Below are 12,437 nucleotides of genomic sequence, written 5' to 3'. Positions count from 1 at the left end.
CGGCGGCGTCGGCGTGCTCGTCCCCGACGAGGGCGGGGAGTTGGGCCTGGTGCGGGACCTCGCCGCCCAGGGCGAGGGCGAAGCGCAGGGTCTCGCGGGCGGAGTCGCCGAGCCGGGCGGCGAGCGCCGCGGCGGGGGCCGTCCCCCGGGGCAGCGGCTCGCGCCGGGCGGCCGGGGCGGCGTCCTCGGGGATGGCGAACGGCCGTTCGCCGTCGGCCGCGTCCCCCTCGGACGCGGCGGTGTCGAGCCGCCGCAGCAGCGCTCCGGCCTGGACGAACCGGAGCGGCAGCCCGTCCGACTCGACCCACAGGTCGGCCGCCCAGTCGGCCTCCTCGTCGGTGAGCGGCCGGTCCACGGCCGTCTCCAGCAATTCCAGGCACTCGGTGCGGTCGAGGCCGTCGAGGACGACCTCCTCGACGTGTGCGTCGGCGGAGGGCGCCGGGACGTCGGGCCGGGCGGCGAAGAGGAAGGCGCACTCCGGGGTGGCGTCCAGGAGTTCGTCGAGCGCGGCGCCGCCGAACTCCAGGTCGTCCAGGACCACGACCGCGCCGATCTCCCGTACGGCGGCGGGCAGTCCGGACCGGTCGGGCCGGTGCAGCGGGGCGTGGTGGACGGCGGCGAAGAGCTCGTGGAGGAGGTCGGCGGTGGTGCGGTGGCGGCCGTTCAGCCGGACGACGCCGTCGGGCGCCAGGTGGGCGCAGTCGGCCGCGAGGACGTCGAGCAGGGTGGTGCGCCCGGAGCCGGCGGGGCCGGTGAGGCGGACGGAGCGGCCGCGCGAGAGCAGCCGTCCCAGCCGTTCGCGGACCTCGGCGCGGCCGATGAGCGGCGCGCCGGACCGCGCGGCACCGGCGGGCGACGGCGGGAGTGCGGCGCGGTCCCGCTCGGCGCGGGCCTCGGGGGCGTGCCGGCGGGCGGCCGCGGGCAGCCGGCCGGGCGGGCAGGGCTCTATCTCGCTGCCGTCCACGGGGTTGACGGTCAGCAGGTAGTCCCCGGCGACGAGCCGGACGACCCGGACCGGCGCCGGGCTCTGGCCCGTCTCCTCCGCGGCAGAGCCCGGGGAGCCAGGGGAGTCCGCGCCCGTACGGCCCTCACCCGGCCGCGCCGCGTCGGGTGTCCGGTTGGTCGGGTCCATCGTTCAAAGCCCCCCAGTCGCGTGGCGTGCCGTCGTGTCCTCCCGGCCTGTCCGCGCTCTTCCGACCACCGGTCCGGCGCCCCGCGGGCTTCTGCGAAGCGACGGGAAACCGAACAGACCTTGGGACAGTATCGCCGACCGGGGGCACCCGCGGCGCCCCGGGCGTCACCCTCGTAGGGGGAATCCGGACACTCCGCTCACACCCGTCGCATTCCGCCTCATCCGGCGCGTTCGCACGCCGGGAGCGGGGTGACGCGGCCGGGCTGTTCGGGGTCCTCGATGGCCAGGATCCGGTGCAGCCGAGTGGCCACCAGCACGCGCTGCATCCGGTCCGGCACCCCGCGCAGCACCAGCCGCCGGCCGCTGCGCCCGGCCCGGCGGTGGGCCCCCATGATGACGCCGAGTCCGGTGGCGTCCCAGGAGTCCAGCTCGGTGAGGTCGAGGACGAGGTCGCCCCGGCCGGCGTCGAGCGCGGAGTGCAGGACCGTTCGGGCGTCCGCCGCGTTGCGGACGTCGAGGCGGCCCCCGACGACCAGTTCGGCGTGGTCGCCCCTGATGTGCATATGCGCTCCCCTGAGTGCTGCGTGGTGTGGGTGTGGCTCTACAGAACTGACTGCCTCTCACACGACAAGGTTGCCGTCCGTTAGCGAACCATTACCCAATTCACACGGTGGGGTGAACCGGGCTTTGTCCGAACGGCTCAGTACTGGTAGAAGCCCTGCCCGCTCTTGCGGCCGAGGTCGCCGGCGTCCACCATGCGGCGCATGATCTCCGGCGGGGCGAACTTCTCGTCCTGGCACTCCGTGTAGATGTTCCCCATCGCGTGCATCAGGATGTCGACGCCGGTGAGGTCGGTGGTGGCCAGCGGCCCCATCGCGTGGCCGAAACCGAGCTTGCAGGCGGTGTCGATGTCCTCGGCGGTGGCCACGCCGGACTCGTACAGCTTGACGGCCTCGCCGACGAGCGCCGTGATCAGACGGGTGGTGACGAAGCCGGCCACGTCCCGGTTGACGACGATGCAGGTCTTGCCGACGCCCTCGGCGAACTCGCGCGCCTTGGCCAGCGTTTCGTCGCTGGTCTTGTGGCCGCGCACCAGCTCGCACAGCTGCATCAGCGGCACCGGCGAGAAGAAGTGGACGCCCACGACGCGCTCGGGGCGGGAGGTGGCGGCGGCGATCTTGGTGATCGGGATCGCGGAGGTGTTGGAGGCGAGCACCGCGTCCTCGCGGACCATCCCGTCCAGGGCGCGGAAGATGTCGCGCTTGGTGTCGACGTCCTCGAAGACCGCCTCGACGACCACGTCCGCGTCGGCCGCCGCGTCCAGGTCGGTGGTGGCCGTGATCCGCCCGAACGCCGCGTCGGCCGCCTCGGCCGTCAGCTTCCCCTTGGAGACGAACTTGTCGTACGAGGCCCGGATCCCGTCGGTGCCCCGCTTCAGCGCCGCGTCGGTGACGTCCCGCAGGACGACGTCCCAGCCGGCCTGGGCGGAGACCTGGGCAATACCGGAACCCATCAGTCCGGCTCCGACGACGGCGAGCTTCTTGGCCACGGCTGTCCCCTTTAATTCCTGTGCGCTTACCGGCGGTTCACTTACGGCTCCGCTGCGGACCTTAGCGCTCGCCACCGCGCTGGTGGGGGCAGAGAGATGCGCGTCACGTCCCAAATGACGGACATCACACCGGACACCGCGGCCGCGCGGGCGCACGGCTCAATCCAGCCACTTCCGTACCGCGGGTCACATCCGTTCGGCCCCCGGACCGCCCGCGTCGACCGCCCCGGCGAGGGCCGCGGCTAGGCTCGTGCCATGGTCAATCTGACGCGCATCTACACCCGTACCGGCGACAAGGGCACCACCGCGCTGGGCGACATGAGCCGCACCGCCAAGACCGACCCCCGCATCGCCGCCTACGCCGACGCCAACGAGGCGAACGCCGCGATCGGCGTGGCCCTGGCCCTCGGCGGGCTGCCCGAGGACGTCGCCCGGGTGCTCGTCCGGGTGCAGAACGACCTCTTCGACGTGGGCGCCGACCTCTCCACCCCGGTCGTCGAGAACCCGAAGTACCCGCCGCTGCGCGTCGAGCAGTCGTACGTCGACCGGCTGGAGGCCGACTGCGACCGTTTCCTGGCCGACCTGGAGAAGCTGCGCAGCTTCATCCTGCCGGGCGGCACCCCGGGGGCGGCCCTGCTGCACCAGGCGTGCACGGTGGTGCGCCGGGCGGAGCGCTCGACCTGGGCGGCCATGGAGACGCACGGCGAGACGATGAACCCCCTGACGGCCACCTACCTCAACCGCCTCTCGGACCTCCTGTTCATCCTCGCGCGGACGGCGAACAAGGAGGTCGGGGACGTGCTGTGGGTCCCGGGCGAGAACCGCTGAACCGTGCGCACGCCCCCGCCCGGCCGGGGGTTCGGGGGTTGCCCCCGAGGAATGCAGCATTCTGGCCCGGACGGCGAACAAAGAGGTCGGGGACGTGCTGTGGGTCCCGGGCGAGAACCGTCAGGACCCACCCGCGCCCGGGGCGCGCCGCGGCCACAGCGTGTAGCTCCCCGCGATGATCAGGTTGATGCCCATCACCCAGTACATCTTCGACTGCCACGCCCGCAGCGAGGACGTGTCCCCGGCGTCCCCGACGTACCAGACGGCCGCCTGGAGCAGGGCGGCGGCGACCAGCGCGGCGAGGATCCAGCGGCCCGCCGTCCGCCATTCGTGCGCCGTCCGCTCCCGCCCGTACTTCGGCGGCTTGACCGGCGGCGGGCCGCCCGCGAACCGGTGGGCGAAGCGCTGGTCGGCCCACTTCAGCGTCGAGTGGCCGAGGCCGACCGAGAAGCCGATGTAGACGGCGGCCAGGCCGTGCTTCCAGTCGGCCGACGCGCCGTTCCGGAGGTCCATCGCGGTCACGACGAGCAGCACCAGCTCCAGCACCGGCTCTACGAGCAGCAGCGCCGCCCCCGCCCGCGGCATGCGCAGCAGGTAGCGCAGGCTCAGCCCGCCGGCCAGCAGCAGCCAGAAGGCCACCTCGCAGGCGACGATCAGCGTGACGACCACGGTGTGCCCCTCTCTTCATGTTCCCTCCCCACCAGGCTCCCGGCGCCCTCGGCCCGCCTCGTCCTCACACACGGCGATTCGCGACTGCATCCTTCGATGTACGCGCGCTTCGTCCCGCAATCTGCCGGACGGACGACGGCACCCCCTCCCACGTGCTGTGATGTCCTCATGCCCCGCTTCCTCCCACACCGCGACGACCTCCTGATCGCGGCGTCCGGACTGCTCGGCGGCCTGCTGCTGTACGCGCTGGGGCTGAGCAGCCGCCCGGTGGCCGCGCTGCCCCGGCGGGTGGCGCTGGCGGCGCTGGTGGTGATCGTCGCGGCCGAGCTGCTGCGCCGCCGGCACCCCCTCGTCGGACTCGCTGTGGGGGTGCCCGCGCTGGCGGTGGACGTGTGCTCGGGCAATCTGGTCGCGACCACGGTGATGTTCACGGACCTGGTGTACGCGGCCGTGCTCTACGGCCCCCCGGCCGCGTACCGCCTCCTCCCCCGCGCCTGCGAGGCGCTCACCGTCATCGGGACGCTGCTGTCCCTCGCCCTGATCCGCCGGCCGGAGGCGGTGCTCATCGGCGTCGGGCTGGCGGTGGTGACCATCGCCCCCGCCTGGACGGGCGTCGGCGTCCGGCAGCACCGGGACGCGGCGGAGGCCGCACGGCTCGCGGCCGAACGGACCGTGCTGCTGGCCGAGATGGACCGGCGCGAGGCGGTCGTCGCGGAGCGCGCGCGGATGGCCCGCGAGCTGCACGACGTGGTCGCGGGCCACCTCTCCGCGATCGCGATCCACTCCACCGCCGCCCTGTCGATCGACGAGCCGGACACCTCCCGCGAGGCGCTCGGCGTCATCCGCGGCAACAGCGTCCAAGGTCTGGCCGAAATGCGCCGCCTCATCGGGCTGTTGCGCGGTGCGGGGGACGCCGACGAGCCGGCCGCGACGCCCACGCTCGACGGTCTCGACGCGCTCCTCGACCGCACCCGCGCCGCGCTCCCGGAGGGCCGCCTCACCGTGGAGCTGCGCGACGCCCGCGGCCCCGGGCCGCTGCCCGCGCCGGTGGAGCTGGCCGCCTACCGCATCGTCGAGGAGTCGCTGACCAACGCCGTCAAACACGCGGCGCCGGGCGCGGTCGCGGTGGAGTTGACCGGCGCGGACGGGCGGGAGCGCGCGCTGACCGTACGGGTGACCAGCGCGCTCGACGGCGACGGCTCGGGACCGCGCGCCCCGGGCGCCGGGGCGGGCCTGGTGGGGATGCGGGAGCGCGTCGCCCTGCTGGGCGGCCGGCTGACGGCCGGGCCGGCCGACGGTGACACCGGCCGCTGGGAAGTACGGGCCGAACTGCCCCTGAACGACGAGGAGAAGAACAGATGAGCGAGCGGGAACGGCCGATCCGCGTGGTCGTGGCCGAGGACCAGGCGTCCGTACGGTCCGGACTGGTCCTGATCCTGCGGTCGGCCCCGGACGTGGAGGTGGCCGGGGAGGCCGCCGACGGCGAGGAGGCCGTCCGGCTCGCCCGGGAACTGCGCCCGGACCTGGTCCTGATGGACGTCCAGATGCCCCGGCTGGACGGCATCTCGGCCACCCGGCAGATCGCCGGCGAGGGCCTGGCCGACGTGCTCGTCCTGACCACCTTCGACCTGGACGAGTACGTCTTCGGCGCGCTCCGCGCCGGCGCGGCCGGCTTCCTGCTCAAGGACAGCGAGGCCGCCGACCTGCTCGCGGCGGTCCGGACCGTCGCCCGCGGCGAGGGGCTGATCTCGCCCGCCGTGACCCGCCGGCTGATCTCCGAGTTCGCCCGCCGCGCCCCCGATCCGGCGGTGCACCGGGACGCGGCGGTGGTCGACACCCTCACCCGCCGCGAACGGGAGGTGCTGGCCTGCCTCGGCGGAGGACTGTCCAACGCGGAGGTCGCGGGGCGCCTGGGCATGGCCGAGGCGACGGTGAAGACCCACGTCAGCCGGGTGCTGGCCAAGCTGGGACTGCGGAGCCGGGTGCAAGCGGCGGTCCTCGCCCGGGAGTTGGGCATGGTCCAGACCTCTTGACCATTGGTACGGACCTTCTTACGCTCCCCTCACAGTCGCGGTGAGCGTCCTCTCACAACGCACCCCCCTGCGCCGGGCCCGTCTCCCCTCGCCCACGCGCGTGCTCACCTCGCTGCGCACAGGTCACGGAAACCCCCCACATCACCCCCCACATCTCCTGACCTCACCGAGGAGCACTCTCTTGTCAACAGAGCCCTCTCGACATCACGCGAACACCTCCCTCAACTCCCCACGCGTACGGCGCCCCTTCACCCGCGCCGTCGCCACCCTCGGCGCGCTGCTCCTGCCGGCCGCCGCCCTCGTCGGCCTCGCGACCCCCGCGAGCCCGGCCGGCGCCGCCCACCCGGCGACGGCCGCCGTCGGCAAGCCCGTCAAGGCGACCTCCGCGACCGCGACGTTCGCCAAGACCGGCGACTGGGACTCCGGCTACCAGGGCCAATGGACGGTCAAGAACACCGGGACGACCGCGATCGACGGCTGGACCGTCGAGTGGGACCTCCCCTCCGGCACCGGTGTCGGCGCCTACTGGGACGCCCTGATCACCGGCTCGGGCACGCACTACACGGCCAAGAACCGCGAGTACAACGGTTCCATACCGCCCGGCGGCAGCGTCTCCTTCGGCTTCGTCGCCACCGGCTCCGGCACCCCCACCGGGTGCAAGCTCAACGGCGGGGCGTGCGACGGCTCGTCCACCGACACCCCGCCCAGCGCGCCCGGCGCACCCCAGTCGACCGGCGTCACCGCCACCAGCATCGGGCTGAAGTGGGCGGCCGCCACCGACGCCAAGGGCATCAAGGACTACGACGTCTACCGGGGTACGACGAAGGTCGCCACCGTCGCCAAACTGGCGTACACCGACACCGGTCTGACGGCGGACACCGAGTACACGTACACGGTGGTCGCCCGCAATCTGGACGGCAAGACGGGCCCCGCGAGCCCCGCCGCCACCTTCCGTACCACGAAGGGCGGTTCCGACCAGCCGCCGTCCGCCCCGGGCACCCCGCAGGCCACGACCGTCACGGACACCTCCATCGCCCTGAAGTGGGCGGCGGCGACGTCCGACAAGGGCGTCAAGGAGTACGACGTCTACCGCGGCACGGCGAAGGTCGCGACCGTCGCCAAGCTCGCGTACACCGACACCGGCCTCCAGCCCGGCACCGACTACACCTACACCGTCGTCGCCCGGGACTCCGCCGGCCAGACCGGCCCGGCGAGTCCGCCGCTGACCGTACGCACCACCGGCGGCGGCACCCAGCCCACCGGCGACATGGTCAAGGCCGGCTACTTCGCCCAGTGGGGCATCTACGGCCGCGGATACACGGTGAAGTCCCTGGAGACCACCGGCGCCGCCGCGAAGCTCACCCACATCAACTACGCCTTCAGCAACATCGATCCGAACAACCTCACCTGTCTCAACGGCGTCACCAAGGCCACCGGCTCCAACCCGCAGGACCCCAACCAGGGCGACGGCGCCGGTGACTCCTGGGCCGACTACGAGAAGGGCTTCAGCGCCGGCGAATCCGTCAACGGCACCCAGGACAGCTGGGACCAGCCGCTGGCCGGCAACTTCAACCAGCTGAAGCAGCTCAAGGCCAAGCACCCGAAGCTCAAGGTGATGATGTCGATCGGCGGCTGGACGTACAGCAAGTACTTCTCCGACGTCGTCAAGACCGACGCCTCCCGGCAGAAGTTCGTGAAGTCCTGTATCGACATGTACATCAAGGGCAACCTGCCGGTCACCAACGGACGCGGCGGCAACGGCGTCGCGGCCGGGGTCTTCGACGGCTTCGACATCGACTGGGAGTGGCCCGGCTCCGAGGGCCACGCCGGCAACCACATCTCCAAGGAGGACAAGGCCGGCAACACCCTCCTCTTCGCCGAGTTCCGTAGGCAGCTCGACGCGCAGGGCGCGGCCGACGGCAAGAAGTACCAGCTCACCGCCTTCACCCCGGCCGACCCCGGCAAGATCGAGGCGGGCTGGGACATCACCACCAAGGACGGCACGCCCAGCGTGTTCGACTACATGGACTTCGCCAACGTCCAGGGGTACGACTTCCACGGCTCCGGCAGCGACAACAGCTGGGAGCCCAACCTCACCGGGCACCAGGGCAACCTGTACCCCGACGCCAAGGACCCGTACACCACGAAGTTCAGCGTCGAGAAGACCGTCCAGACCTACCTCGACGCCGGCGTCGACTCCCGCAAGCTCGTCCTCGGCCTCGCCTTCTACGGCCGCGGCTGGCAGCAGGTCACCGACGGCGGCGCCAACGGCGTCTGGCAGAAGGCGAACGGCGCCGCCCCCGGCCAGTTCCCGGAGGAGTCCGGCACCCGCGGCTACGACAACCTGCTGGCCTCGGTGCCGAACCTGAAGATCTACCACGACGAGACGTCGGTGGCGACGTACGGCTACACCGGCGAGAACGGGCAGTGGTGGACGTTCGACGACGCTTGGTCGATCGGGAAGAAGACGGCTTGGCTGAAGTCGAAGAGGCTCGGTGGGGCCATGGTGTGGGAGATGAGCGGTGACAGCGGCACGCTCATGACCGCGCTCGACAACGGTCTCCGCTGACGCGGTAGGGGAGCCCCGGACCCTCCCCCAGAGGGGGCACCCCCATTCACCGTTTCTTGCAGGGGCTACGCCCCCGCACCCCCGAAACCGCGCTCCGCGCAGTTGTCCTCAAACGCCGGACGGGCTATATATCCAGCCCGTCCGGCGTTTGAGGACGAGCGGCGCAGCCGCGACAAGGGGGTCTGGGGCGCAGCCCCAGGAAACGGCGAAGGGGCGGGACCGGGGCACACCCCCCTACGCCACATTCACCCGCTGCCCAGGAGGCGCCGCCTCCAGCCAAGCCAGAAAACCGGTGAGAGCGTCCTCGCTCATGGCCAACTCAAGAAGCGTCCCACGCAAAGAGCACCGAAGGACAACCGCGTCCGACAACAGGGCCAGTTCCTCATCCCCATGAGGAGCCCGCCGCTCCAGAACCTCGATCGCATCCCGCTCAAGCGTCCGCCGAGGACGCACCGCATAGGAGAAGACCCGAAACCACTCGATCCGGTCACCGCTGTACCGCGAGACGCCGTACACCCACCCCTTCCCGGGCGGATCCGCGGCCGGCTCGGCGACGTCCCAGCGCAGGCTGCAGTCGAAGGTGCCCCCCGACCGCTGGATGAGCCGTCTGCGCAGCCCGAAGACGAAGAGCCCCAGCAGTACCAGCAGCACGACGATGCCGCTCACGAGCAGAGCGAGGACCATCACCACCGACCTCCTCGCATCATCTAGAGCAACCGCACCTGTATTGCCTCAGCCGCGGACCGGCCTGGATTGTTCCAGGCGGTCCGCGGCTGAGGGACGTACTTCAAGTGTGGCCGTGGGCTAGTGAGGGCCCGCGGCCGCACGCAGCCGGACATCCGCGCGACGCTCGGCGGCGGCGTCGGCGTCCGCCTTCGCACGCTCCAGCGCCCGCTCCGCACGGGTGACGTCGATCTCGTCCGCCAGCTCGGCGATCTCCGCCAGCAGCGACAGCTTGTCGTCCGCGAAGGAGAGGAAACCGCCGTGCACCGCGGCGACGACGGTGCCGCCACCGGTGGTCCTGATGGTCACCGGGCCGGACTCCAGCACACCGAGCAGCGGCTGGTGGCCGGGCATGACGCCGATGTCACCCGATGTGGTACGCGCGATGACCAGAGTGGCCTCGCCGGACCAGACGCTTCGGTCCGCCGCGACCAGCTCGACGTGCAGCTCAGCAGCCAACGTGGCTCCTCGGGTCTCCACCCGCCGGGCGCGGCGGGTGTTGGGTCAAAGAATAGGGGACGTGCGGTCCGGGGGCGGGAGTGCCCCGCCCCCGGACCGCGAGCATCGGGATGCTCAGGAGACGCCCAGCTCCTTGGCGTTCTTCTTGAGGTCCTCGAGACCACCGCACATGAAGAAGGCCTGCTCCGGGAAGTGGTCGAACTCGCCGTCGCAGATCGCGTTGAACGCCGAGATGGACTCGTCCAGCGGAACGTCGGAACCGTCGACACCGGTGAACTGCTTCGCCGCGTGGGTGTTCTGCGACAGGAAGCGCTCGACGCGACGGGCGCGGTGGACGACCAGCTTGTCCTCTTCGCCCAGCTCGTCGATACCGAGGATGTTGATGATGTCCTGGAGGTCCTTGTACTTCTGCAGGATCCCCTTGACGCGCGAGGCGCACTCGTAGTGGTCCTGCGCGATGTAGCGCGGGTCCAGGATCCGGGACGTGGAGTCCAGCGGGTCCACGGCCGGGTAGATGCCCTTCTCGGAGATCGGACGGGACAGAACCGTCGTCGCGTCGAGGTGGGCGAAGGTGGTGGCCGGGGCCGGGTCGGTCAGGTCGTCCGCGGGGACGTAGATCGCCTGCATGGAGGTGATCGAGTGACCGCGGGTCGAGGTGATGCGCTCCTGGAGGAGACCCATCTCGTCGGCCAGGTTCGGCTGGTAGCCCACCGCGGAGGGCATGCGGCCGAGCAGGGTCGAGACCTCGGAACCGGCCTGGGTGAAGCGGAAGATGTTGTCGATGAAGAACAGCACGTCCTGCTTCTGGACGTCACGGAAGTACTCGGCCATGGTGAGGCCGGCCAGCGCGACGCGCAGACGGGTGCCCGGGGGCTCGTCCATCTGACCGAAGACGAGCGCGGTCTTGTCGAGAACGCCCGACTCTTCCATTTCCGCGATGAGGTCGTTGCCCTCACGGGTGCGCTCGCCGACACCGGCGAACACGGAAACACCATCGTGCAGCTTGGCCACACGCATGATCATTTCCTGGATCAGAACGGTCTTGCCGACACCGGCGCCACCGAACAGACCGATCTTGCCGCCCTTGACGTACGGGGTCAGCAGGTCGACGACCTTCAGACCGGTCTCGAACATCTCGGTCTTCGACTCGAGCTGGTCGAACGCCGGAGCCTTGCGGTGGATGGACCAGCGCTCGGTGACCTCGGCCTCGGCCGCGGGGTCGTTCAGGATCTTGCCGAGGGTGTTGAACACCCGGCCCTTGGTGACGTCGCCGACGGGGACGGTGATGCCGTCGCCGGTGTCGGTCACGGCCGCCTGGCGGACCAGGCCGTCGGTGGGCTCCATGGAGATGGCGCGCACCATGCCCTCACCGAGGTGCTGGGCGACCTCGAGCGTCAGGGTCTTCTTCTTGCCGGCCTCGGCCGGGTCGGAGACCTCGACGGTCAGGGCGTTGTAGATCTCCGGCATCGCGTCGACGGGGAACTCCACGTCGACGACCGGGCCGATGACCCGGGCGACGCGGCCCGTCGCGGCGGCCGTCTCAACAGTGGTGGTCATTTATCGGTCACTCCCCGCGGTCGCGTCGGCCAGGGCGCTCGCGCCTCCGACGATCTCGCTGATTTCCTGGGTGATGTCGGCCTGTCGGGCCGCGTTGGCAAGCCGCGTGAACGACTTGATGAGCTCTTCGGCGTTGTCCGTCGCCGACTTCATCGCCCGGCGGCGGGCCGCGTGCTCGGAGGCCGCGGCCTGCAGCAGGGCGTTGTAGACCCGGGACTCGACGTACCGCGGCAGCAGCGCGTCGAGCACGGCCTCGTCCGACGGCTCGAACTCGAACAGCGGAAGGATCTTGTCCTTCGCCCCGTCCTCGGCGTCCGCCTTCTCGAGGGTCAGCGGCAGCAGCCGCTTGTCCACCGGCGTCTGCGTCATCATCGACACGAACTCCGTGGAGACGATGTACAGCTCGTCCACGCCGCCCTCGGCCGTGTCCTTGAGGACGGCCTCGATCAGCGGGTCGGCCACCATCTTGGCGTCCGCGTACGTCGGGTTGTCCGTGAAACCCGTCCACGAACCGGCCACGGGGCGCTCCCGGAAGGAGTAGTAGCCCACGCCCTTGCGGCCGATGATGTAGTGGACGACCTCGCGGCCCTCGCCGCGGAGCCGCGTGGTGAGCTGCTCCGCCGCCTTGATGGCGTTGGACGAGTAGCCGCCGGCCAGACCGCGGTCGCTCGTGACGAGCAGGACCGCGGCCCGGGTCGGCTTCTCGACCTCGGTCGTCAGCGGGTGCCGGGTGTTGGAGCCGGTGGCGACGGCGGTCACGGCCCGGGTGAGCTCACTGGCGTACGGAGTCGACGCGGCCACCCTGCGCTGCGCCTTGACGATGCGCGAGGCGGCGATCATCTCCATCGCCTTGGTGATCTTCTTGGTCGCAGTGACGGCTTTGATCCGCCTCTTGTAGACCCGAAGCTGGGCACCCAT

The 12,437-nt window shown here is 71.3% G+C and carries 12 protein-coding genes; 4 read left to right on the top strand and 8 right to left on the bottom strand.

Annotated elements, in window-relative coordinates; translation table 11 throughout:
• From JNW98_RS13280 to JNW98_RS13270, 3 genes are all read right to left on the bottom strand, one after another.
• On the bottom strand, positions 1-1,132 hold a 1,132-nt coding region (locus JNW98_RS13280), incomplete at its 3' end, for an ATP-binding protein (RefSeq protein ID WP_504754752.1).
• A 218-nt stretch (positions 1,133-1,350) separates the two neighbouring features.
• Positions 1,351-1,695, bottom strand: coding sequence for an STAS domain-containing protein (locus JNW98_RS13275; protein ID WP_185941097.1), 345 nt, complete (start codon positions 1,693-1,695; stop codon positions 1,351-1,353).
• Positions 1,696-1,832: 137 nt separating this feature from the next.
• A complete protein-coding gene (locus JNW98_RS13270) occupies positions 1,833-2,681 on the bottom strand; it encodes a 3-hydroxyacyl-CoA dehydrogenase family protein (protein ID WP_223768376.1) in 849 nt (282 codons plus the stop codon).
• Positions 2,682-2,936: 255 nt separating this feature from the next.
• Between JNW98_RS13270 and JNW98_RS13265 the strand changes: the two genes are divergently transcribed.
• Positions 2,937-3,509, top strand: coding sequence for a cob(I)yrinic acid a,c-diamide adenosyltransferase (locus tag JNW98_RS13265; RefSeq protein ID WP_223768375.1), 573 nt, complete (start codon positions 2,937-2,939; stop codon positions 3,507-3,509).
• Positions 3,510-3,629: 120 nt separating this feature from the next.
• Here JNW98_RS13265 and JNW98_RS13260 read toward each other — a convergent pair whose 3' ends face one another.
• Complete coding sequence (locus JNW98_RS13260; protein ID WP_223768374.1) at positions 3,630-4,178, bottom strand: hypothetical protein; 549 nt, start codon at positions 4,176-4,178, stop codon at positions 3,630-3,632.
• A 168-nt stretch (positions 4,179-4,346) separates the two neighbouring features.
• On the opposite strand from JNW98_RS13260, the gene JNW98_RS13255 reads away from it, so the two are divergent.
• The 3 genes from JNW98_RS13255 to JNW98_RS13245 all read left to right on the top strand — a co-directional run bounded on the left by JNW98_RS13255 (position 4,347) and on the right by JNW98_RS13245 (position 8,780).
• Positions 4,347-5,540: a sensor histidine kinase gene (locus JNW98_RS13255; protein ID WP_223768373.1), complete on the top strand. Its 1,194-nt coding sequence runs from the start codon at positions 4,347-4,349 to the stop codon at positions 5,538-5,540.
• Positions 5,537-6,211, top strand: coding sequence for a response regulator (locus tag JNW98_RS13250; protein ID WP_223768372.1), 675 nt, complete (start codon positions 5,537-5,539; stop codon positions 6,209-6,211). Before JNW98_RS13255 ends, JNW98_RS13250 begins: the two co-directional genes overlap by 4 nt.
• A 181-nt stretch (positions 6,212-6,392) precedes the next feature.
• Positions 6,393-8,780, top strand: coding sequence for a glycoside hydrolase family 18 chitinase (locus JNW98_RS13245; RefSeq protein WP_223768371.1), 2,388 nt, complete (start codon positions 6,393-6,395; stop codon positions 8,778-8,780).
• Between the two features lie 234 nt (positions 8,781-9,014).
• Here JNW98_RS13245 and JNW98_RS13240 read toward each other — a convergent pair whose 3' ends face one another.
• The 4 genes from JNW98_RS13240 to JNW98_RS13225 all read right to left on the bottom strand — a co-directional run bounded on the left by JNW98_RS13240 (position 9,015) and on the right by JNW98_RS13225 (position 12,437).
• A complete protein-coding gene (locus tag JNW98_RS13240; RefSeq protein ID WP_223768370.1) occupies positions 9,015-9,464 on the bottom strand; it encodes a DUF2550 domain-containing protein in 450 nt (149 codons plus the stop codon).
• 120 nt (positions 9,465-9,584) lie between these two features.
• On the bottom strand, positions 9,585-9,962 hold the full coding sequence (locus JNW98_RS13235) for a F0F1 ATP synthase subunit epsilon (RefSeq protein ID WP_223768369.1): 378 nt from the start codon (positions 9,960-9,962) through the stop codon (positions 9,585-9,587).
• 114 nt (positions 9,963-10,076) lie between these two features.
• Positions 10,077-11,519, bottom strand: a complete 1,443-nt coding sequence (atpD, locus tag JNW98_RS13230) for a F0F1 ATP synthase subunit beta (protein WP_223768368.1) — start codon at positions 11,517-11,519, stop codon at positions 10,077-10,079.
• Positions 11,520-12,437 carry a F0F1 ATP synthase subunit gamma gene (locus JNW98_RS13225; protein WP_223768367.1) on the bottom strand — a complete coding sequence of 306 codons (918 nt, stop codon included), beginning with the start codon at positions 12,435-12,437 and terminating at the stop codon, positions 11,520-11,522.

This window comes from Streptomyces huiliensis, assembly GCF_020037025.1.
Lineage (GTDB): Bacteria > Actinomycetota > Actinomycetes > Streptomycetales > Streptomycetaceae > Streptomyces > Streptomyces huiliensis.
This window is presented reverse-complemented; position numbering and strand designations above follow the sequence as displayed.